The sequence below is a fragment of the Shewanella sp. SM73 genome, assembly GCF_025653795.1.
Classification (GTDB): Bacteria; Pseudomonadota; Gammaproteobacteria; order Enterobacterales; family Shewanellaceae; genus Shewanella; species Shewanella oncorhynchi.
In genome coordinates this window covers 1-21,106 of the sequence record NZ_JAKKRY010000015.1, presented here as the reverse complement: position 1 = coordinate 21,106, position 21,106 = coordinate 1, and the positions used below count along the sequence as shown (strand labels likewise).

Sequence of the window (21,106 nt, the reverse complement as noted above, 5' to 3'; positions counted from 1 at the left end):
GAGCAATACCAAAATATGGTCAACCCAACAGGACCGAACATTACAACTTCGGCCACAGATAAATTGAAAAGGGTCAAAATTAGCATTTTATCATAGGCAAACAGTCCCACTTGGTTGTGTACTGAGGGCTAAGCAGTTCTCGCCGCATAGCCCACTTTTGTTCGATTCCCTGTGCAGCTAAGAACAGCGTATCACGGCCATACCTAAAGTTAATGCCATCAAGCGCTTGCATCAAAGCAGGATTAGCTTTTGGCGCATTAAATAAGTCGAATTGCTGACGCTTGTCACAAACGAGGTTGATGAGCCCAACTCCGATTTTGTAGTAACGTACACCTTCTCTGAATAATTTGGGTGCAGCCGCTGAGACAGCCTGCGTCATTTCGACCGTGCTATTTGTCGCACATGGGAAATGGATCAGCGTTTTAAAGCTTTTAGGTTGATCATCAAAAGGCGAATTACTGGCGAACAGTAGCATTGATTTGCAACTAGATCCCTGTGCCCTTGCCTTCGCTGCTGCAATTCCAACATGCTTACTCAATGCCTGCAGTAAAGAGTTAAAATCGGTTATCCGCTCACCAACTGAACGAGTTGAAAATATCTGCTGTTTATCGGCTCTTGCCTGATCCCATTGTTTGCACTCGATGCCATTTAGCTCACGAACCGTACGCTCGATTTCAATGCTAAATTGCTTACGAGCATGCCCTGCAGGCATTTGTGCTAGGTCGTAGGCCGTTTTAATATTCATCAACTCTAGTTTTTTACTAATAGGGGACGATAGAGAAAACGGACAAAATCGTACGCTAAGCGTGCGGCCTGTCAGGTTGAGGCCCTAGAGGTTGCAGGCGAGTCGTCAGAAAATGCTGGAATCGGCCCTATTCTGACACTGCCCAAGGTTCCGGCCTGACGCCCAGTTAGGGCATGCCTCAATCTGACGGCTGCGAACCGCCAGGGACAGGCGCAATGTCAGATTCTGTCGCGGCCTTGGCGCGTGCCTGGAAGCGTTCATAGCAATCCAGCCCGCAGAAATGTTCGACGTATTCCGCGCCTTCCGGGGTGAAGGCGGCATCGAGCGGAATTTCTTTGCAGCATACGCAGCAGGTGGTGCAACTGGCAGTGTTCGGGGCGTTTGCGTTCATGGTGGTACTCCTCCAGATTGGTAGCGAAGCTCAAAGCTGCCCACTCTCGGCTGGCTGGGAAGCGGTCATGATCTTCCCTTGAAGGCCCGCAGCAGCCGCGTCACAGACAGGACAAACAAGCCGGTCAGCGTGAGGGCTGCAATACCCCAGTGCTCCCCGATGAACGCGCCGGCCGTCGTGCCGGCTAGCACAATGGCGAGAATCGGCAAATGGCAGGGACAGGTGAGCACGGCCAGCGCGCCCCACAAGTAGCCGGTGATCGGTTTGTGCGTCTCAGACGGCAAGTGCTCTGGGCTGTTCATGGCAGACTCTCCGCGTGCTGTGCCGGTTCGGTTGGCATGGCGGCCAGTTGCATTTCGAGGCTGGCCAGGGCCTCGCGCCGACGCTCGACGAGTTGCCGCAACACGGCAAGCTGCGCAGACGCACCGTCACCGTCCGCAGCATCCAGCGCCCGGCACAGCCGCGCCAGTGCGTCCAGGCCGATACCCGCTTCGAAGGCAGCCCGTACAAAGCGCAGCCGTTGCAACGCGGTGTCATCGAACAAGCCGTAGCCGCCCGTGGTGTACGCGACCGGCCGTAGCAATCCGCGCAGCAGGTAGTCGCGCACGATATGCACGCTCACCCCGGCATCAAGGGCCAGCCGGGACACTGTGTAGGCGCTCATTGAACACCTCCTTTTCCTCATCCGGCGCAGCACGAAAGCTGCTTCACGTCCTTGCTGAAGGTCTGCGCCGCGAGCTTCAGCCCTTCGACCATGGTCAGGTAGGGGAACAATTGGTCGGCCAGTTCCTGCACGGTCATACGGTTGCGAATGGCGAGCACCGCCGTCTGGATCAGTTCACCCGCTTCCGGGGCCACCGCTTGCACGCCGATGAGCCGTCCGCTACCTTCCTCGATGACCAGCTTGATGAAGCCGCGTGTGTCGAAGTTGGCAAGCGCACGCGGCACGTTATCCAGTGTTAGCAGGCGACTGTCGGTCTCGATCCCGTCGTGATGTGCTTCCGCCTCGCTGTAGCCCACGGTGGCGACCTGCGGGTCGGTGAACACCACGGCCGGCATTGCGGTCAGGTCCAGGGCCGCATCGCCGCCAGTCATGTTGATCGCCGCACGAGTGCCGGCCGCTGCCGCCACATAGACGAACTGCGGCTGGTCGGTGCAGTCGCCGGCCGCGTAGATGTTCGGGCTACTGGTGCGCATGCCCTTGTCGATGACGATGGCCCCCTGCGCATTGACGGCTACCCCCGCCGCTTCCAATGCCAGGCTGCGCGTGTTCGGTGTCCGGCCGGTGGCGACCAGCAGCTTGTCGGCGCGCAATTCACCGTGCGTGGTGGTCAGCACGAATTCACCGTCCATATGGGCGACCTGGCTGGCTTGCGTGTGCTCCAGCACCTCGATGCCCTCGGCACGGAAAGCGGCTGTCACCGCCTCGCCGATGGCCGGGTCTTCACGGAAGAACAAGGTATTGCGCGCCAGGGCCGTGACCTTGCTGCCCAGCCGGGCAAAGGCTTGCGCCAGCTCCAGCGCCACCACCGACGAGCCGATTACGGCAAGGCGTTCGGGAATGGTGTCGCTCGCCAGGGCCTCGGTGGAAGTCCAGTAGGGTGACTCTTTCAAGCCCGGAATCGGCGGGACCGCCGGGCTGGCACCCGTGGCGACCAGGCAGCGGTCGAACATCACGACGCGCTCGCCACCCTCGTTCAAACTAACGATAAGGCTCTGGTCGTCCTTGAAACGCGCTTCACCGTGCAGAACGGTGATGGCTGAATTGCCGTCCAGGATGCCTTCGTACTTGGCATGACGGAGTTCTTCGACACGGGCCTGCTGCTGGGCCAGCAGCCGCTCGCGCAAGATCGTCGGCGGTGTGGGTGGCATGCCGCCGTCGAATGGGCTTTCCCGGCGCAGATGGGCGATGTGGGCGGCGCGGATCATGATCTTGGACGGCACACAACCGACGTTGACGCAGGTGCCGCCGATGGTGCCGCGCTCAATCAGCGTGACCTGCGCGCCTTGCTCGACGGCCTTCAGTGCTGCCGCCATCGCGGCTCCACCGCTACCAATGACGACGACCTGCAACGGGCGTTCGTTGCCACTGGGCTTATCAGCGGCCCCTATCCAGCCGCGCATCTTGTCGAGCAGGCCGGCGCGGTTGTCCGTCGGTGGCGCATCGGCAAGCGTTGCCTCGTAGCCCAGTCCGGCCACGGCGGTAGTCAGCGCATCCGATGACGTGCCCGCCTCAATGGCGAGTTGCGCTGTGCCCTTCGGATAGGACACCAGCGCCGATTGCACGCCGGGCACTTTCTCCAAGGCTTCCTTGACGTGAGCCGCGCACGAGTCGCAGGTCATCCCGGTGATTTTCAGGGTGGTCATGTATTTTTCCTTTTCTGTGGTGGCTACGGCTGTTGCCGTCAGCCACGTTGTTCTGGCAATTCACAGCTGTCCGGCCCGCAGCGGCGATGTGCTGGCGAGATGAAATCCCAGACCGACACCCCAACCATCAAGGCCAGGCCGACATAGAGCAGTCCACCGCTCTGCCAGCCGTAAGCCCGCATTAAAAACACCGCTGCCAGCACCAAGATCGGGCCTATCGTGCCGAGCGCCGTGCGTCGCCACTGTCGATGATTGAGCCAAGCGATAGCATTGGCGAGTAACGCGATGCCGGCGAACATCGGCAGCAGGATGCCAATGAATAGCCCCTCGTACTGGCTCAAGAAGCCCAGTCCGATGGCCGCGCCAAAGCTGGCGATGGCAGGAAAACAGGCGGCGCAGCCCATCGCGGAAACGACGCTGCCGAGCGCGCCGGTTTTGCCAGCGATGCGCGTGATGAGTCCCATGTGTCGCTCCCGAGTTCGGTTAACGGATCAGCGTTTGAGGCTGGACGGATAGCCCGCGTCCTCGGTCGCCTTGGTCAACTTCTGGACGTTGGTCTTGGCATCGTCGAAGGTGACGACGGCCTGGCGCTTGTCGAAACTTACGTCGGTCTTGCTCACGCCCTCAACCTTGGAAAGCGCGTGCTTGACAGTGATCGGGCAAGAGGCGCAGGTCATGCCAGGCACGGACAGCGTGACGGTCTGGGTGGCGGCCCACACGGGGGCAACAACGGCAGCGAGGGCGAGGGCGGCAAACAGTTTTTTCATGATGAACTCCTGTGATTAATAGAAAAATGGCATGACGTAGGGAAATCCGAGCGAGACCAGGACCAGCGCGGCCACGATCCAGAAAATGAGCTTGTAAGTAGCTCGCACTTGGGGAATCGCGCAGACCTCACCCGGTTTGCAGGCTTGCGCCGGGCGGTAGATGCGCCGCCAGGCGAAAAACAGCGCGACCAGCGCTGCGCCGATGAAGATCGGGCGATAGGGTTCCAGCACCGTCAGGTTGCCGATCCATGCCCCGCTGAACCCCAAGGCGATCAAAACCAGCGGCCCCAGGCAGCAGGCCGACGCAAGAATGGCGGCCAGCCCACCGGCGAAGAGCGCGCCGCGCCCGTTTTGTGGTTCAGACTTTTGTGGTTCAGACTTTTGTGGTTCAGACTTTTGTGGTTCAGACATACGCTTGTCCTTTCAAATTTGGTTTGGATAGCTTAAGCTTACTTCCGTAGTTATGTACGGAGTCAAGCGATATGCAAATTAATTTTGAGAATCTGACCATTGGCGTTTTTGCCAAGGCGGCCGGGGTCAATGTGGAGACCATCCGGTTCTACCAGCGCAAGGGCCTGCTGCCGGAGCCAGACAAGCCCTATGGCAGCATTCGCCGCTATGGCGAGGCGGATGTAACACGAGTGCGGTTCGTGAAATCGGCCCAGCGGCTGGGCTTTAGCCTGGACGAAATCGCCGAGCTACTGCGGCTGGAGGATGGCACCCATTGCGAGGAAGCCAGCGGCCTGGCCGAGCACAAGCTCAAGGATGTGCGCGAGAAGATGGCCGACTTGGCACGCATGGAGGCCGTGCTGTCTGAACTGGTGTGCGCCTGCCATGCGCGGAAAGGGAACGTTTCCTGCCCGCTGATTGCGTCACTGCAAGACGGAACGAAGCTCGCTGCATCGGCGCGGGGGAGTCACGGGGTGACTACGCCTTAGCGTGCTTTATTTTCCGAATTCTGAGACGACCCCAACTAGCGAAATGTTACAGATTTAATAGGGGTCTTAGTCTGCGAATCTTCATGGGAGACGGGACTAATCAGAGCCCTCGCTCTTGGATAACATTAGACGCTCGCGCGCAAAATTCCACCCATTCCGATAAGGCGGCGTATAGAGCCTTAGCGGCATCTGAGGTTGGCGCGTACTTATCTCTGTCGCAAGCCCATCTGGTGAACCGCTTCAGGGTATGCAGGCATCGTAGTCAGTGTCTGAGGGTCGGTTGAGGTCAATTTTGACTTCAAGAATCTAGACGTGGAGGGGAGGCCTCATGCCCGGCAAGACTTTAATTTCCATTGGCATGAGGCGCATGTTATTCGTGAACAGGCAAGATCCAAGTTTAAGCTTGTTTACTGATATTTTGCGGAGCCGATGAACTTAGAGAAATGCTCGCACCATATTTGGACCGTTGTAAACTCGTTGACGTTGACGCTTGCAGGAATGGTTTTCTTGAAATTCCCGAAGTTTTTCAATTCGCCAATCAGAATTGCTTCTTTCTTTATGTCCAAAAACGATTCTTTGTCGGTGGCTTGTTTCTTTGTCAGGTAAATTTTGTAGTCTGGACCAGGTGCTACATCACCTTTAAATACAATTTCGTTATCCGTAACAAAAAGTTGTCCATTCGCCCAGTGAAGGGCGTCGCTGCCTTTCTGATCTTTCTTGAACTCTCCGCTATACTTTGCCACCTTTTGCACTTCTTCAATTTCGGCGATGGTGGCGTTTTCTTGTGCTGTCAAAATCGGAAGTATATAGATCCCTAGCCCAACTCCCGCGCCAAACAGAGCCAGGTGGGACGCGAGCAGAATTATTTTTAATTGCTTTTTCATGGGTTGCCTCATGCAGTGAGTTATTTGGTGTGTCCATCATAATAGCTGGTTGCAGGATCTGAGTGCAAGGGGTTATTGAATTGAAGCGGGAGCATCATGCCGCATCACCACGGCTTCTTGCATCACTTCGCCCATCACCTCGATCGGGCATTTGAAGTCGAAGCGTTTGCGCGGTCGCATATTCAGTTGCAAAGCGATGGCGTCCAGGGCTTCCTGACTATGCACCGACAAGTCCGTGCCCTTGGGCAGGTACTGGCGGATCAGTCCATTGATGTTCTCATTGCTGCCGCGTTGCCAGGGGCTGTGCGGGTCGCAGAAGTAGATCGCCACCCCGGTCCGCTGGGTGATCTCGGCGTGCCGCGCCATCTCCCGGCCCTGGTCGTAGGTCATGCTCTTGCGCACCGCCAGCGGCATGCCATTGAGCGCCGCACTGAAGCCCTCCAGCGCCGAGGTCGCCGTCGCGTCGGCCATCTTGATCAGCATCAGGTAGCCGCTGGTACGCTCCACCAAGGTGCCCACCGCCGAGGCATTGGCCTTGCCCTTGATCAGGTCGCCCTCCCAATGGCCTGGCATCAGCCGGTCTTCGACCTCCGGCGGGCGCACGTGGATGCTGAGCATTTCAGGGATCTGGCCGCGCCGATCGACGCCGCCAGAGCGCGGCCTGCGACTCGTCTTGCCCTGGCGCAGGCAGATGATCAGCTCCTTGCGCAGGCCACCGACCGGCAGGGCGTAGATCGCGTTATAGATCGTCTCGCGGCAGACGTAGGCCTCTCTGAGGCTGGGTATGTTCATGCTGCGCAGCTTGCCGGCAATCTGCTCGGGAGACAAACCCTCACGCAGCATATGGACGACCAGCTCGAAGCGCTCACTGCCCGGCAGCAGCTTGCACTGAGGCCTGCAGACCTGGCGGCGGACCTGCATCTGCTGCTGGGCAGCACAGGCCTGGTAGCGGGTGCCAGGGGCCCGGTTGCGGCGCAGCTCCCGGCTGATGGTCGAGGGGGAGCGGCCGAGCATCCGGGCAATTCGCCGCTGGCTGAAACCTTGGGCAAGGCCGAGTTGAAGGGTCGCACGTTCGGGGATACTGAGTTCGTGATAGGACATAGTGGCAGCACCGTACCGGAAAGGTCAGGTGTTGCACTCAGTTTTTGCGGCCGCCGTGCGTGATATGGCTTTGAGGGGAGGTAGTCGAAAGAATATTGGTATCTTTTGGGAGTTCTAAGTTTCGACCCGTCACTGGTAAATTCTGGCGCATAAGAGCCTCAAGGGTTGGCTGTTTTATTTTATTGTATTCGGCATTAAGCCCAATTTCTTGAGCGTTACGATAAAGCTAAATAACTGTGCGAAATAGTAGATCACTCAGGTAAGGGAACTCAATGCAGTTTGCGCGATCAGATCAGTCGCCAAACAAACCAAACCCACAAACGCATTGAGTATGAACAAAATAGCATTTTTGTACGGCGCTGAACAATGATTGACGATCTAACGCTCCAGAACCAAATCAGGGATCTGGCTTTAGCGAGTCGGAGCGAACCGACCGATGGTTGGCGTACCGAAGAGCTTGACCCTAAGTTGTGGAACGGTTGGCGTAAAATGATTCAGGGGGACCGGCTAGAAATCGCTGAATACGATCTGACGGCTAAGGTTAGCCAAGGGGACTCTCCTAGTGACAAGCCCGGAGTGGTTGAAGGTCTAAAACAAAGAATAAGGGCTTACAACTTTAGTAAACAAAGGACGTCATCAATAGCAGTGATATAAAAAGTTATCTTTGCCGCCCCGATAAGGCTTTACGGGGCGACTAAGTCTCACCCAACCGACAATTCCGATAGTTTCAGAATAAGCTTTGAGTTTTCTAAGATTGGAATTACTACACCACAGCACGTACTCGAGATACTACAAATAGCTTTTTGGTAGGACCGATACCGAATAAATATCCATAATACATCAGGAGAAACTTTTTTTAATTTTCTGTAACCGGTCATAAATCAGTGGCGGATAATTTGCATGATATTCACCACACTCTGGGCAATGCTCTTGTTTTAGGTACGCTTGATTGTCGAGATCTTGATAAGGAAAAACGCTGAAGAGAAGTTCGTGCTGCATAAGCGTTTTATAAAAACTCTTATGATAAGGTGCAATCTCGCTGTCTTTGATTTTGTCGAAATATAGGTCAACGCTGTTCAAAATGCTCATAATTTCTTTAACCCCGTCGAACCTTAAAATGTCGTCATCTTTGTGAATATCAACATCTAAGCTCTCTAGATCCTCAATGAAACATTTAATCGCTCGCCGGGAATGCAAAAGGATCATTTGCGACTTGCCATCAATCATCTTTTCCTGATCGTAGCTAAAATTTTTAATGTTTCTTTCGACGAACATATAAAGTTCGTGAAGCTGATTCAACTCGTGCCTCAGTTGCTCCTTCGTATATTCCTTTTCGATTTGCTGATGGAGGATGCCATTAGCGTCAATCTGAGCTTTTAACACCAGAAAGAGAAGCACTGAACCCAGAATTTGTACAAATGGGCTTGAAATACCTCCAAGAACATCTCCTATTTCGCCATAACCTTTCAAATATTGCAGCGGAAGAAGAGGTGCAAACAAAGGGATAAGCAGGCAAGCCGCACCACCAATGACTATGACCCAGAAAGCTATTTTGGTAACAGGAGAGTTATAGATATTCATTTTTACACCTTTTCAGAATTTTCTTTTCTGTACGCGCTAGGAGTTTTGCCAATTTTTTTCTTAAACAACTTTTGAAAGTGTTCATGTGCCGGATACCCAATGGCTTCACTCACTTCGGGAACAGACTTACCGGATTCTTTAAGCAGCTGCTTTGCTTTTTCAAGCCGACAATAGGTTAAATAATCAAGAGGTGTCATGCCTGACAGCTCCTTAAATTTGACGCTGTAGTTCGTACGCGACATCCCCGCAATCCCGGCGAGATCGTCAAGACCCCATTTTTTATCGAGACTATGATGAATAGCTTCCAAGGTTTTGCTGAGTTGCGGATTTTCGATCAGTTTGAAGAATCCAGCATTTTTATTGGATTTGTACATGTGGATTCTTAACGCTTGCACGAAGATAATTTCGGTCAGCTTTCTGACTAACGTGTTGCTTCCAGGAAGCCCTGATTTTGCTTCCTGCTCTATAATACTTAAAAGCATGGCAAGCCAAGGCGAGTGGGAGTTATCAGCACTCTTGATATGCACGACATTTGGCAGCGAATTTAAGAATGGATGATCGGGTCCGCCATTAAAACAAAAATGTCCGCAAACGACGTTGGCTTTGAGCTTGCTCTGATCACCGTATTCCAAAACTTGAGCTTCGGTGAGGTTGGCTTTAGCTCTAAATTCGACCGCAGGCTCGGCCTTGATTTTTGGTGCACTGGCCATGGTGTGCTCCATCCCTTTGAAAAAGATCAAAATATCGCCCTGCTCCGCCAATGCTTTAAGTTTAAGTTTTGGCACCTCATACCAAAACTCGCCATGAGTCACGATGTGAAATCTCGCTAGATTCTCTTCCTGCGGGAGGCTGATGCCCCAGTCTCCCGCAAATGAGGTTCTATACCAGTAGCTGCTAGTAAGCTCTACCTTATCTAAAATTTCACTGAGAACATCCATATATAGCTCCTACGTAAACTGTCCAATAGGTCATGTTATACGAACTATTGAACATATTATATCTATTTTACATGCTGTAAAGTCAGTCTAATCAGTAAGTGGATGAAAACTAAGGAGGCTTTATGAAACTAGATTATGTGATCGTTGCCGGAGGGTGTTTTTGGGGTCTCGAAGACCTCCTTAGGAGTCTGGACGGTGTGACGTCAACGAAGGTGGGCTACTCTGGCGGAGATTTTGATGATCCTACCTACGCCGATATTATAACAGGGAAAACGGGGCACGCCGAAGCGGTTCGCGTGGAATACGACCAAGACGAAATATCTCTCGAAGAGATTCTACATTACTTTTTCAAAATCCATGATCCGACTACGAAGAATCGCCAAGGAAATGATGTTGGCACTTCGTATCGCTCGGCAGCGTTCTATCGTGACGATGCACAGAAAGCGATTATCGAAAACGTGATTGATGAGGTCAATGAGATCGGTCGCTTCGAGAATGAAGTGGTCACGACCGTCACCCTGGAAAAAGAATTCTACGACGCTGAGGCATATCACCAAAACTATTTGCAGAGGAATCCCAGCGGATACTCTTGCCATTTTGAAAGAGACTAAATCATGAACCAAATGAACGAGGAAAAAATGAAAGCACTTAAGAATGTTGTTATTTATACGAAAGACCATTGTCCATTTTGCGCACGCGTGAAGAATTACCTAACTGCTGAAAAGGTCGATTTCAAACAAATTCGCGTAGACGACGATCCGAAGACTTACCTGGAGTTGAAGGAAAGAACAAATCTCCAAACTGTACCGCAAGTTTTTGTGGATGGAGAATTCATTGGTAGTGCTACAGACTTCTTCTCGTGGATTGATAGCTAAAGAGTGAACCCTAAAATAAAGGAGCAAATATATGTTCAATTGGAAAAGCATTTACAACTACCTGGATAACGGCACTCCCGCGCCTCCCAAAAAAGTAGAAAAGAGCGAGGAAGAGTGGAAAGAAATTCTGACGCCAGCGCAATTTCGGGTCATGCGGATGAAAGGCACCGAACGCGCGCACACCGGAGAACTCTGTTCATTTTATGAAGCTGGAAGGTACGCCTGTGTGGGCTGCGACACCGAACTCTTTGACTCGAACCTAAAGTTCGATTCGGGAACGGGATGGCCGAGTTTTTCTGAGCCAGTCGCAGACAACGTAATTCAATATGAACTGGATACGACCTTCGGGCGCAGAATCGAAGTGCTATGCAATGTGTGCGAAGCCCATCTGGGGCACGCTTTTCCAGACGGTCCTGAGCCATCAGGGGTCCGATTCTGTATTAACTCGGAGTCATTGAAGTTTGTAGAATAATTTTTAAATCGAGGGGGTTTATGAAAGTGAACCTTTTGAAAAAAGGAGCCGTTCGTGTTGATTAAGCTGTTCGGTCATAAAGACTGCCATAAAACCAAGATTTACCATTCGTACTTGCAAGAAAAAGGGAGCCAGTTTGTTTTTTTGGATGTTCATGAAGACGACGCGGCTGCTGATGAACTGTGCTCCCTCTATTCGAACGGAAAGCTGAATTTCCCGACAATAGTGGTTGGGACAAAGAAGCTGAGAAACCCCAAGTTCAAGGACCTTGACAGGTGGTTGGAAGCTTCAATGAAATAATGAGTTTTTTAGAATTATTAATAACTTAATAAGCAGTAAGATCAATGATTACAGCAATTTTCCGCAGTTGTGTTACCAAGAAACATGCTGCGGAGTTTTAGCAAAGATACTTCATCAAGCTGGTGTTGGAAAACGTGGTCTTATCGTCGTTTGCACGGCGTGAGGAATGGGAGTGGCTTCAATTTTTGAAAGTTAGGTGAAAAATATGTCGGATCTAAAAATGAATAAAGAAGACGGTGTTGAAAGCTATGAATTTGCAACCCCTGAAGCAATCGAAGAAGCATTGAAAATCGGGAAGCTTAGTCAAACGGTTTTCGGCATGGGTTGCTTTTGGGGACCGGATTCTAATTTTGGAGGGACGCAGGGAGTAGTGCAAACACGTGTTGGCTACGCTGGAGCATCAACTCTGGATCCGAGTTACCGCAACATCAACGGACACGCCGAAGTCGTCAGAGTGATCTACGATAAAGACCAAATCAGCTACAGGGAACTTCTTGGAAGTTTTGAATCATGGTCTGTTCATGGTAGAAAGCAGGGCCAGTATCGCCAGATACTTTTTGTTTTTGATCTGGAGCAAAAACAAGTAGCTGAAGAACTGATTCAAGCGATTGGAAAGGAGAAATCTCCCGAGGTGATTGAGGCCGGAGAACAAAATGGTTATTTTTGGCCCGCCGAAGATTACCATCAAAAGCATCGTCTTCGCAGAAACAAACAGCTTGTAAGTCTTGCAGAAGTAGATTTCGGTCCTCGCTGGGATGAACATCTGTATTTTACTAAATTAAATAGTACCGATAGAAAAGGCTTCAGTCTCTCAAGCTGGCTAAAAAAGTTGTCTCCGGAAATGCAGAAAGCTTACCGAATCGGTTAATCTGAAATTGCAGCTGGCTAAAGAACTCTATTTTCTATATGTAAAGAATGTGACGATCTCCTTCACATGGAGTCCAAGAGAGCATAAAAAATCTGTGTAAGTCGCATTACCCATGTATTTGAAAGGAATAAATAATGCCAATATCAGACCAGCTTATCGACCGAAGCAAGACCTCAGTTTTTATGAGGTCTTGAGATCAGCGCAGCATGAACAGATCTCTTACAGTGTGGCGAACACACTGGTTTGATTGCGGCCTTGGGTTTTAGCTTTGTATAACATCTGATCGGCGACTTCGAGCAACTGCTTTTTGTCGTCAAATAAATCAGCGCTGGCCAAACCTATGCTGACCGTTAATTGTCGTAATAACCACTCATGGTTAGCCACTACCAGCCTTAACTTTTCCAGTGTTTTATTTGCGGACGCTGTGTCTGTGCCTGGCAGGATCAGCACAAACTCTTCACCACCATAACGGGCGAAAAAGTCATAGTTCCTGCTATGGCGCTGAAACAGAGCCGCGACTTGACTCAGTGCCTCATCTCCTGCGGCATGACCATAGCTGTCGTTAAAACTCTTAAAGTGATCAATATCAATCAATGCCAGTACAAAAGATTGTCCTGTTCTTTGCCAGCGAGCAAATTCAGCTTCAAACTTGAGGTCAAAAGCTCTTCTGTTGTTCACCCCTGTCAGCGCATCCGTCATGCTGGTATTATGTAATTGTTCGCCGACTTTTTTCAGCTCCAGTATGGCGATCACTTGTCTGGACAGAGCCTGCAAAGAGCTTATCTGCCGCTGGTTCAGCTGCTTAGGAACATGATCATAGACACAAATAGTACCAATCACTGCACCTTCGGGATCAATCAGCGGCGAGCCAGCATAAAATCGGTAGCCAGGTCCTGAAATCACCATAGCATTGGTACTGAATCTGTGATCTAAAGTAGCGTCAGGGACCACCATTACCGCATCAGGTGTTTCCATTGCATACACGCAAAAGGACTCTTTAATTAATACAGAGGTACGCGAAATACCAACTTTTGCAATTAGATTCAGCTTTGTGTCATCGGTTCGCGTCACCATAGCCACTGGTGCATCACAGATATAACACGCCAGTTCAGTGATATCCCGCAGGTTCTGATCTGCTTCAGCAGGTGCTTTTAGTGTGGTTTCTGCACTAGCTGTTTGAGCTAAACTAAAGGTCATGTACTTCTCCGTTTTTCTACTGCATTTTTCAAAGATCCTGCATAGAAAAATGAATTAAATCGTTGATTTAACTCTAGCATAGATCTGTCAGACTTGAAGTTATCTCTGTAGCAATGGTATTGTTTTGTACAATATTCGCCTGCTTGATTTGAGTTTTAGCTGTATTTATAAACTTTTGGCTTTTCCGGTCGCAGGCTCTATAATTTGCTCGTTTAAATCCAACTCTTCGTCTAACGTCATCTATTTAGTGTGCATGCGGCCTCCGGAGCATTTTCCGTGGCTTATTTTACCGAAGCATCGGGATTGCTAAATAGAGCTGAACGCTGTAATGCGCTTTCGAACTGAGCTTTCCGTAACTTCGGCATTAGTTCATGTACCTTGCTTACTGGATGTTGGTTGACGCGCAGCAGCACGTCCGTCAGATAATCGTAAACGTTAATAGCAGTGTTGACCTTGCTTTGAATGACGCCAACATGCTTAGCACCAAGCTCCGTTCAGCAGAATCACAGCCAGTTTTTCAGTTATCCCAAGTGTCACTCTCAGATTAAAGGCCGCCATACCGGATGTAGTGCCAACAAGAAAACTAAAACACAACTTCGCTGATCATCGCTGAGTGTTTATAAATCGTCTCCCATCACCGGTATCGATAAGCAGATAAGCCTGGTTATGCCATTAGCAGTTCTTGAAGCATTCCTGCTTTCAATGTCGTCAACGTGATCACGATTTGAGTTGAGATAACGACTCTGTTGCTGAAGACTCTCAGTTAATTGCCACTCACCAGATTCAAGAACAGCACCCGCTAACTCGGCACATACTGTTGCAAAACCATAAAGCGCTTGATTATCGCGGGTAAAACGCAGCGGCATCGTCTGGCCTTTTACAAGAAGGGACCATTCCAAAACTCTGTACTTACCTTTTAATCGGTTACTGACAAAAATAGTTATACTTGTACCGCTGGCGCCAACAACTAAAAAGCTCGTGATAGCTAGTCCTATCAGAGACCATAACTCTGGTTTCCCACTTAGTAACAGTGGATTAGGCAAATGACTCCTCAAAACGAGATCAGCACCAAGGGTCAGCGCTGTTTTATACACTGCTTGTTCTAATAATGGAGTTGCATTGACCAGTGACGCAACAGCATCACAACTATAAGGTTCTAGAACTGCCGTAGCTCTCAACCATTCTGTTTCATGGGCAATCGCCAACAAATTTGACCAAATTCGAACCAGTGCCGCTATATGAATGGAGTTTTCATCAGTCAGGACGGTTTGATTAAGCTGCTTATCCAGTTCCTGATGCCAGTATTGGTATTGGCTTGTCAAAAGTACAAACAACTCAGATTGAAGCAACTTATTATTAGTTACCGGTCTTATCCTATTTGACATCTCATTGAATAGTTGTATAAATTTTTTGTCTGCTTGTTGCTCACGCTTTAGCAGATCTTGCTGTTGTTGAAGCATCTGTAAATCGTATTCAATGGCCTGCTTAAAAAGTGTGAGTAAGGAACAGTGTTGTGATGCCCGATCTGGGCTTGAAAAGTCCAACATACACAAAGTACCGAAAGTTTTTCCGCTAGGCCAAAGCAATGGCAGGCCATAGTAATAACTAAAGCCTGCTGCAAATGTTGGGTTATTGTTTTCATATCGGGTACCGATTGCATTTTCAACTAGTAATGGCTGGTTACTGGAAATGACTTGGGAACAATAAGTGTTAAGTGCCAATGGAACAGGTTCACCGCAATAAAAAGTTGGTACTGACACACTGCCAACAGCCTGACAAATTTCGTTTTTATCTAATCGATTAATCAGCACACAAGGCACTTCCGCGACTTGAGCCATCGAGTTTACAATGCCTTGCCAGCGCTCTAGGAGCAGAGCGGTTTCTATGCTCAAATCTACTGCCATTTGTTCCCTCAGTATTTAAATAGTCCCCTTTTGCATCATTCGATCTTGTTTATCTCAGAGTATCAAACAGGAAACAAAGTGATTGATGTCAATCAGGGAATTAGCAGCATTGATGCATTAAGCGGCGCACATACACTCTAAGTAAAGTGCTTAAGTCTGATTATGGCAAGAAATTGTTACTTTGTCAGGGATAGTCAACACTTTATTAGCGAGAGACTTGCTTGGCTGACATTTAAGACAAATCGCGAGATTCCAAATCTGCCACCAACAGTCGGAACTGAGTAACTCACTTGAGCTTTAAAAAGTAAAGCATTGAAATATTTATGGTATTTATACATCCTACCTAGCTCACAGCAGAGTTTAGCATCGTGCATTAATATGACCTTACACTAAAAATACGTACTAGTTGACGTCTATCAAACTCGTTTACGAGATAGTGTAGTGGTCGACAAATTTTGGCCACATCGTTATTGCCTAATAACCGATGCTCTCTTTAAATGCGAAATGAGTAGTGCACGCATTTTTAGCCTTTTGGCAAAACGTTGATGTCTCGAAATTTTCAAGCGCTGTGCCTTGTTTATTTTCAGAAACGTCTGCTTTCAGTGAGTTCCTGATGCTCGGGCGCTCTAAATTATGGGTATAGACAATCTGATTTGCCCTATATTTGCAGTTTTTCGTGAACCCTTAATTTCACAACTCTTTTAATCTGATATCCAAAGTCTGCATCCATACATAGCCCCTACGTAAACTGTCTAATAAGTCACATTATACGAACTATTGAGCATGTTATATCTATTTTACATGCTGTAAATTCAGTTCCATTAGTAAATAGATAAAAACCAAGGAGGCTTTATGAAAAATAAATAATGTGATCGTTGCCGGAGGGTGTTTTTGGAGTCTCGAAGACCTCCTTAGAAATCAGGACGGCGTGACGTCAACGAAGGTGTGTAGTGGCACTGAAATGGCGACTGCGCAAGACGTGAAGATGAGCTGTCTGATAGCAACGGATTATCAAGCAGAACCTTCTTAAATACAATTTATTCCACGCCAATACAGCGTGCTGTCTTTCAAATCACTAGGAGAAATTTATGTCACGTTTGAACACCCCTACCACAATCGACGCCGCGCCTACTGCTACCCATACCTCACTCAAGGCTGTGGAAAAACAACTGGGCCGCGTTCCTAACATGTTCCGCGTCGTTGCCAACAGCCCTGCTGCGCTGACTGGCTACCTGCAATTGAGCGCAGCATCAGCACAGGGCGGCTTGGGTACAGCGACTCTTGAGCGTATTGCCCTAGCCGTCGCTGAGATCAACGGCTGCGATTATTGCCTTGCTGGCCATTCCTTCCTAGGCCGTAAGGTGGCCAAGCTTGATGATGCTGAACTCACTGCCAACCGCAGCGGTGCATCAAATGACCCTAAGGCCGACGCAGCCGTGCGTTTTGCTGCCGCCGTAGTCCGCCAGCGCGGGCAAGTCAGCAATGACCAGGTCCAAGCGGTGCTGAACGCTGGCTACAGTGATGCACATGTAGTGGATATTCTGTTGGCTGTTGCCCTGAACACTTTCACTAACTACGTTAACGAAGTGACACAGACCGAGGTCGACTTCCCGGCCGTTCAACCACTAGGCATTGATGTCTAATCCATTGGTGCTCAACTACAGCAATTACCTAAGTTAGGTTCGACTCGAGTAAACATATAGTTTTTCTCAAGAGTCATATCATTTTAGTGGGCTACATAGAGTGAGTCCACATGGCTAAAAATAATTGGAGATATAAGATGACTATTCCCGAAATTGAAAATGGTGTCCAGACTACCAATATCCTTAGTAATAATCTCGGTGCAAAAGTCACTAAGTTTGGTATAGGTGGCATCTACGTTGCCATGACGATAATATATTTGTGGTTTGGTGGTATGAAATTCACTAGCTACGAAGCAAACGGTATACATGGTTTTGTTAGTAATAGCCCTCTGCTTTCATGGATGTATAGTTTCCTCAGCATTCAAGGATTCTCAAATTTTCTGGGTGTGCTTGAAATTTCAGTTGGCCTGTTAATCGCTGCACGAGTTTTCTCCCCTAAGCTCGCAATCTTGGGCGGTGTACTTTCAACCGGACTCTTTTTTACGACATTGTCGTTCATGCTGACTACACCCGGTGTTTTTGAGGCATCTCTTGGGTTTCCTGCGATCTCTGTGGTTCCTGGCCAGTTTTTGCTAAAAGATTTAGGCTTGTTTGTCGTGTCTATATTTATCGTAGGCACATCACTTACAGCACTGGAGCACAAAAACAAATAAGCCGCATCCGAAACAACTATAAGTTAGAGGGCCTTAAATTCTGCGGTATAGGTCTTGCAGTTCTTTTTAGCTGTCATAGGCACCTCGTTATGTGATTTTACTCACTTAGCGCGGTGTACAGAACTACTGGATCAGATCATTTTTTCGGGTTAACGGCCTAAGTGAAATAAATTCTGTAAACAGAAGGTCTCTTATAATCTGAAAGGCACATGGCTCTACTCTATAAGAGGACATTTATGAATACCTATCAAAAATCTATGAATGCGATTTCTGCTCTGACTAAGGAGCAGTATCGGGTGACGCAAGAAAATGGTACAGAGCGTCCAGGGACTGGTGAATTGCTAAAGAACACCAAGCCCGGCATTTACGTGGATATCGTGTCAGGTGAGCCTTTATTTGCGTCTTCTGCCAAGTATGAATCAGGGTGTGGTTGGCCGAGCTTTACCAAAGCGATAGACTCTGTCAACGTAATTGAAATCACTGATAGGTCGCACGGCATGACCCGCACAGAAGTGCGCTCAACTCATGGCGACAGTCACTTAGGCCATGTATTTTCAGACGGTCCCAAAGACCAGGGTGGCCTACGTTATTGTATTAACTCAGCGTCATTACGTTTTATTCCTAGGGAAGAAATGGCAAGTAAAGGTTACGCAGAGTATTTAGACCAAGTAGAGGACATTTAATTATGGCAATTGAACGCGCAGTATTAGCCGGTGGCTGCTTTTGGGGCATGCAGGATCTTATCCGCAAACGTCCCGGTATCACTTCAACCCGAGTAGGTTATACCGGTGGTGAAGTGGCTAATGCTACCTACCGCAATCATGGTAACCATGCTGAAGGCATTGAAATAATGTTCGATAATGAAATCACCAGCTATCGACAAATTTTAGAGTTTTTCTTTCAGATTCATGACCCTAGTACAGTAAATAGACAAGGTAATGACAAGGGCACATCTTATCGCTCAGCCATTTATTATACCTCTGAGGCACAGCATGCTGAGGCAGTAAAAACCATTGCTGACGTGGATGCTTCGGGATTATGGCCTGGAAAAGTAGTGACTGAAGTCGAACCTGCAAGTGATTTTTGGGAAGCGGAGGCTATGCATCAGGACTATTTGGAACTCCGACCAAATGGCTATACCTGCCACTTCCCCAGACCAGACTGGAAGTTGCCCTCATCTCAATGAGTTTGCAGCAGCCCACACAGACTTGCAATTTGCATACGACAACCACCCTTAATACAATCGGCTTAGGCGGTGGTTGTCACTGGTGCACCGAAGGCGTATTTTCATCACTTATTGGCATTGCTACTGTCAATCAAGGTTGGATCGCCTCAATTGGTGACAACGCTCAGTTCAGCGAAGCCATTGAAGTGGTTTTTGATCCGACTGTTATTTCTTTATCAACCTTGATCGAAATCCATTTACATACTCACGCGAGCACATCAAACCACTCAATGCGTGGTAAATATCGTTCAGCGATATACGCTTATGAGGTTCAGTATAACCAGGCTGTAAACATATTAGATGCCTGTAGAGCTGATTTTGAGCAGCCAGTCATTACTCAGGTTTATTTTTTTAAGGATTTTAAAGCGAATAAAACTGAGCTTATCGACTACTTTTATACAGCACCCAACAGACCATTTTGTCAAAGGTACATTCATCCAAAACTCACCTTCTTATTAGCACGTTTCAGCCACTATGTTGATACGCATAAATTGACAGAGTCAGGTGTAGAGTTAACATCGATATAGGCTGTGCTACTCTGCAAGTTCGAGCGTCATGATTACGGGGTGTGAAGCCCAATGGTACGAAAACGTACGCTAAGGCCATTTGTCCAGCTCCGGTGGTTGTTTCAGCGGCCTCAGTTGCCCATTTAGTACTTGTTCAGTAAGGGTAAACGAATAATGCCCCAACATGTTCACGTGTTTATGGCTGAGCGGAGATAATCTGGCTTCGTCTTCTGCTTTCACATCCTCGCCTTGCTGTTTCAAGTGATCAAGAGCGGCCTGCATATAGATTGTGTTCCACAGCACCAGCGCGTTAGTCACCAAACCCAGCGCGCCAAGTTGATCTTCCTGCCCCTCTCGATACCGCTTCCGAATTTCACCACGCTGACCGTGGCAGATCGCCCGTGCGACCGCGTGACGGCTTTCTCCTCTATTCAACTGGGTCAGAATTCGACGGCGGTAGTCTTCATCATCCACGTAGTTCAGCAAGTAAAGTGTCTTATTGATACGGCCCGCTTCAATAATGGCTTGTGCTAGGCTGGAAGGCCGCTCACTTTTCAGTAGCGAACGGATCAGCTCGGAAGCCTGCACTGTACCCAGTTTGAGCGATCCCGCAATGCGCATCATGTCATCCCAGTGTTGTTCGATTTTGTGGGTATTGACGCAACTGCGAGCTAGCTCATCCAATGGGCCATAGTCAGCGGCCTTGTCCACGCGCCAGAACACGGATTCACCTGCGTCTGCAAGACGCGGTGAAAACTGGTATCCAAGCAACCAAAATAAGCCAAACACCATATCGCTGGCACCGGCGGTATCGGTCATAATCTCCATCGGGTTCAAGCCGGTTTGCTGTTCCAGAAGGCCTTCCAGCACAAAGATGGAGTCACGCAGTGTTCCTGGGACGACAATGCCATGAAATCCGGAAAACTGATCCGAGACAAAGTTATACCAGGTAATGCCTCGGCTGGAGCCAAAGTACTTCCGGTTCGGCCCTGCATTGATGGTGCGGATCGGAGTGACAAAGCGCATACCGTCGGCGGATGCCACCTCTCCACCGCCCCACTTATTGGCCAGAGATAAAGTAGACTGGTAGTTCACCAGTTTGGCATTGGCCTTCACCAGCGTCTCGGCACGCAGGTAATTCTGTTTGACCCAGTTTAAGCGGTGTCGGGTTAATGCGGGTACTTGATGCTTAATCAGCGACTCTAAGCCGATGTTGCATGCTTCCGCCAAAAGCACGGCGCAGACGCTGACAGTCAGGTCTTCGGCTCGGGCATTAGATTCGCTAACATGGGTAAATTCATCGGCAAAGCCGGTATGGGCGTGGATCTCCAGCAACAGCTCCGTCAGGTCCACGCTGGGCACTAAGGATTCGACTTGTTGAGAGAGCTGCGTTAGGCTGGGCGGCTCATCCAGCTTAGCAAAGTTGGCTAAATTTGCCCAACGCGGTTAAAACGTAAATTTAGCCGAATTTTATAAGGTTCAAAATGTATACATTTTGATAAGGTGCATTTTTGACTTTTATCGCCCAACTGGTGTAAATTGAGCGAATCGAACGATTCGTTTAAAGGTGATAAATGAACACTCTTTCAGCCAATGAAGCAAAAATTCACTTTGGAGATTTGTTGCTCAAAGCTCAACAAGCTCCAATCCAAATTAATAAAAATGGCAAGCCTGTGGCCGTTGTTATTTCAGCTGATGCATACCAAAGTATCGAGACACTAAAATTACATTTGCTTCAATCCAAAGCGGTG

The 21,106-nt window shown here is 49.1% G+C and carries 27 protein-coding genes and 2 pseudogenes; 14 read left to right on the top strand and 15 right to left on the bottom strand.

What is annotated here, in order from left to right:
- Positions 1 to 79 precede the first annotated feature (79 nt).
- The 8 genes and pseudogenes from L5M51_RS17975 to merT form a co-directional block, all read right to left on the bottom strand.
- Positions 80 to 766, bottom strand: a pseudogene (locus tag L5M51_RS17975) (DUF4113 domain-containing protein); the annotation flags it as partial.
- 157 nt (positions 767 to 923) lie between these two features.
- Positions 924 to 1,136, bottom strand: coding sequence for a DUF3330 domain-containing protein (locus L5M51_RS17970; RefSeq protein WP_000993245.1), 213 nt, complete (start codon positions 1,134 to 1,136; stop codon positions 924 to 926).
- 65 nt (positions 1,137 to 1,201) lie between these two features.
- Positions 1,202 to 1,438 (bottom strand): broad-spectrum mercury transporter MerE, encoded by a 237-nt coding sequence (merE, locus tag L5M51_RS17965; protein WP_001087807.1) that lies wholly within the window; start codon positions 1,436 to 1,438, stop codon positions 1,202 to 1,204.
- Positions 1,435 to 1,800 carry a mercury resistance co-regulator MerD gene (merD, locus tag L5M51_RS17960; protein WP_001277466.1) on the bottom strand — a complete coding sequence of 122 codons (366 nt, stop codon included), beginning with the start codon at positions 1,798 to 1,800 and terminating at the stop codon, positions 1,435 to 1,437. Before merD ends, merE begins: the two co-directional genes overlap by 4 nt.
- Before the next feature lie 17 nt (positions 1,801 to 1,817).
- Entirely contained in the window at positions 1,818 to 3,503 is a 1,686-nt protein-coding gene (merA, locus tag L5M51_RS17955; protein WP_000209296.1) for a mercury(II) reductase, read from the bottom strand.
- Between the two features lie 38 nt (positions 3,504 to 3,541).
- Positions 3,542 to 3,967, bottom strand: coding sequence for an organomercurial transporter MerC (merC, locus tag L5M51_RS17950; protein WP_000522996.1), 426 nt, complete (start codon positions 3,965 to 3,967; stop codon positions 3,542 to 3,544).
- A gap of 27 nt (positions 3,968 to 3,994) precedes the next feature.
- On the bottom strand, positions 3,995 to 4,270 hold the full coding sequence (gene merP / locus L5M51_RS17945) for a mercury resistance system periplasmic binding protein MerP (protein WP_000732275.1): 276 nt from the start codon (positions 4,268 to 4,270) through the stop codon (positions 3,995 to 3,997).
- Between the two features lie 15 nt (positions 4,271 to 4,285).
- Positions 4,286 to 4,681 carry a mercuric ion transporter MerT gene (gene merT / locus L5M51_RS17940; RefSeq protein WP_001294653.1) on the bottom strand — a complete coding sequence of 132 codons (396 nt, stop codon included), beginning with the start codon at positions 4,679 to 4,681 and terminating at the stop codon, positions 4,286 to 4,288.
- Between the two features lie 71 nt (positions 4,682 to 4,752).
- On the opposite strand from merT, the gene merR reads away from it, so the two are divergent.
- The gene (gene merR / locus L5M51_RS17935; RefSeq protein WP_001166628.1) at positions 4,753 to 5,208 is read left to right on the top strand and encodes an Hg(II)-responsive transcriptional regulator; all 456 of its coding nucleotides are present in this window, start codon (positions 4,753 to 4,755) and stop codon (positions 5,206 to 5,208) included.
- A 407-nt stretch (positions 5,209 to 5,615) separates the two neighbouring features.
- Here merR and L5M51_RS17930 read toward each other — a convergent pair whose 3' ends face one another.
- Together L5M51_RS17930 and L5M51_RS17925 are read right to left on the bottom strand one after the other, a co-directional pair.
- Positions 5,616 to 6,092 carry a DM13 domain-containing protein gene (locus tag L5M51_RS17930; RefSeq protein WP_011711661.1) on the bottom strand — a complete coding sequence of 159 codons (477 nt, stop codon included), beginning with the start codon at positions 6,090 to 6,092 and terminating at the stop codon, positions 5,616 to 5,618.
- Positions 6,093 to 6,164: 72 nt separating this feature from the next.
- The gene (locus L5M51_RS17925) at positions 6,165 to 7,193 is read right to left on the bottom strand and encodes an IS30-like element ISShes10 family transposase (protein ID WP_011711660.1); all 1,029 of its coding nucleotides are present in this window, start codon (positions 7,191 to 7,193) and stop codon (positions 6,165 to 6,167) included.
- A 366-nt stretch (positions 7,194 to 7,559) separates the two neighbouring features.
- On the opposite strand from L5M51_RS17925, the gene L5M51_RS17920 reads away from it, so the two are divergent.
- A complete protein-coding gene (locus L5M51_RS17920; protein WP_004911214.1) occupies positions 7,560 to 7,847 on the top strand; it encodes a hypothetical protein in 288 nt (95 codons plus the stop codon).
- A 186-nt stretch (positions 7,848 to 8,033) separates the two neighbouring features.
- Here the strand turns inward: L5M51_RS17920 and L5M51_RS17915 are convergent, their stop codons facing one another.
- Both L5M51_RS17915 and L5M51_RS17910 read right to left on the bottom strand, forming a co-directional pair.
- Positions 8,034 to 8,774 (bottom strand): hypothetical protein, encoded by a 741-nt coding sequence (locus L5M51_RS17915; RefSeq protein WP_011711659.1) that lies wholly within the window; start codon positions 8,772 to 8,774, stop codon positions 8,034 to 8,036.
- Between the two features lie 2 nt (positions 8,775 to 8,776).
- Positions 8,777 to 9,712 carry an AraC family transcriptional regulator gene (locus L5M51_RS17910; protein ID WP_002123001.1) on the bottom strand — a complete coding sequence of 312 codons (936 nt, stop codon included), beginning with the start codon at positions 9,710 to 9,712 and terminating at the stop codon, positions 8,777 to 8,779.
- 122 nt (positions 9,713 to 9,834) lie between these two features.
- Here L5M51_RS17910 and msrA (L5M51_RS17905) point away from each other — a divergent pair, with 122 nt between their 5' ends.
- From msrA (L5M51_RS17905) to L5M51_RS17885, 5 genes are all read left to right on the top strand, one after another.
- Positions 9,835 to 10,323, top strand: coding sequence for a peptide-methionine (S)-S-oxide reductase MsrA (msrA, locus tag L5M51_RS17905; protein ID WP_069785042.1), 489 nt, complete (start codon positions 9,835 to 9,837; stop codon positions 10,321 to 10,323).
- A gap of 3 nt (positions 10,324 to 10,326) precedes the next feature.
- On the top strand, positions 10,327 to 10,587 hold the full coding sequence (locus L5M51_RS17900) for a glutaredoxin (protein ID WP_005403706.1): 261 nt from the start codon (positions 10,327 to 10,329) through the stop codon (positions 10,585 to 10,587).
- Between the two features lie 31 nt (positions 10,588 to 10,618).
- A complete protein-coding gene (gene msrB, locus L5M51_RS17895) occupies positions 10,619 to 11,059 on the top strand; it encodes a peptide-methionine (R)-S-oxide reductase MsrB (protein WP_005403705.1) in 441 nt (146 codons plus the stop codon).
- A gap of 54 nt (positions 11,060 to 11,113) precedes the next feature.
- Positions 11,114 to 11,359: a glutaredoxin family protein gene (locus L5M51_RS17890; protein WP_011711656.1), complete on the top strand. Its 246-nt coding sequence runs from the start codon at positions 11,114 to 11,116 to the stop codon at positions 11,357 to 11,359.
- Between the two features lie 220 nt (positions 11,360 to 11,579).
- Complete coding sequence (locus tag L5M51_RS17885; RefSeq protein ID WP_223846397.1) at positions 11,580 to 12,227, top strand: peptide-methionine (S)-S-oxide reductase MsrA; 648 nt, start codon at positions 11,580 to 11,582, stop codon at positions 12,225 to 12,227.
- 219 nt (positions 12,228 to 12,446) lie between these two features.
- On the opposite strand, the gene L5M51_RS17880 is transcribed toward L5M51_RS17885, so the two are convergent.
- Positions 12,447 to 13,424, bottom strand: a complete 978-nt coding sequence (locus L5M51_RS17880) for a sensor domain-containing diguanylate cyclase (protein WP_002119794.1) — start codon at positions 13,422 to 13,424, stop codon at positions 12,447 to 12,449.
- 617 nt (positions 13,425 to 14,041) lie between these two features.
- Positions 14,042 to 15,328 carry a GAF domain-containing protein gene (locus tag L5M51_RS17870; protein ID WP_000257537.1) on the bottom strand — a complete coding sequence of 429 codons (1,287 nt, stop codon included), beginning with the start codon at positions 15,326 to 15,328 and terminating at the stop codon, positions 14,042 to 14,044.
- A gap of 868 nt (positions 15,329 to 16,196) precedes the next feature.
- Between L5M51_RS17870 and L5M51_RS17865 the strand changes: the two genes are divergently transcribed.
- The 6 genes from L5M51_RS17865 to L5M51_RS17840 all read left to right on the top strand — a co-directional run bounded on the left by L5M51_RS17865 (position 16,197) and on the right by L5M51_RS17840 (position 19,376).
- On the top strand, positions 16,197 to 16,358 hold the full coding sequence (locus L5M51_RS17865; RefSeq protein ID WP_223290059.1) for a peptide-methionine (S)-S-oxide reductase: 162 nt from the start codon (positions 16,197 to 16,199) through the stop codon (positions 16,356 to 16,358).
- A 58-nt stretch (positions 16,359 to 16,416) separates the two neighbouring features.
- Positions 16,417 to 16,971 (top strand): carboxymuconolactone decarboxylase family protein, encoded by a 555-nt coding sequence (locus L5M51_RS17860; RefSeq protein WP_011711655.1) that lies wholly within the window; start codon positions 16,417 to 16,419, stop codon positions 16,969 to 16,971.
- A gap of 137 nt (positions 16,972 to 17,108) precedes the next feature.
- Positions 17,109 to 17,624: a YkgB family protein gene (locus L5M51_RS17855; RefSeq protein ID WP_011711654.1), complete on the top strand. Its 516-nt coding sequence runs from the start codon at positions 17,109 to 17,111 to the stop codon at positions 17,622 to 17,624.
- Positions 17,625 to 17,860: 236 nt separating this feature from the next.
- Positions 17,861 to 18,307 carry a peptide-methionine (R)-S-oxide reductase MsrB gene (gene msrB / locus L5M51_RS17850; RefSeq protein ID WP_011711653.1) on the top strand — a complete coding sequence of 149 codons (447 nt, stop codon included), beginning with the start codon at positions 17,861 to 17,863 and terminating at the stop codon, positions 18,305 to 18,307.
- 2 nt (positions 18,308 to 18,309) lie between these two features.
- Positions 18,310 to 18,810, top strand: a complete 501-nt coding sequence (gene msrA, locus L5M51_RS17845) for a peptide-methionine (S)-S-oxide reductase MsrA (RefSeq protein ID WP_011711652.1) — start codon at positions 18,310 to 18,312, stop codon at positions 18,808 to 18,810.
- A 29-nt stretch (positions 18,811 to 18,839) separates the two neighbouring features.
- Positions 18,840 to 19,376 carry a peptide-methionine (S)-S-oxide reductase gene (locus L5M51_RS17840; RefSeq protein ID WP_317629952.1) on the top strand — a complete coding sequence of 179 codons (537 nt, stop codon included), beginning with the start codon at positions 18,840 to 18,842 and terminating at the stop codon, positions 19,374 to 19,376.
- Between the two features lie 69 nt (positions 19,377 to 19,445).
- On the opposite strand, the pseudogene L5M51_RS17835 reads toward L5M51_RS17840, so the two are convergent.
- Positions 19,446 to 20,771 (bottom strand): annotated as a pseudogene (locus L5M51_RS17835) (Tn3 family transposase); the annotation flags it as partial.
- Between the two features lie 158 nt (positions 20,772 to 20,929).
- Between L5M51_RS17835 and L5M51_RS17830 the strand changes: the two are divergent.
- On the top strand, positions 20,930 to 21,106 hold a 177-nt coding region (locus tag L5M51_RS17830), incomplete at its 3' end, for a type II toxin-antitoxin system Phd/YefM family antitoxin (RefSeq protein ID WP_263174020.1).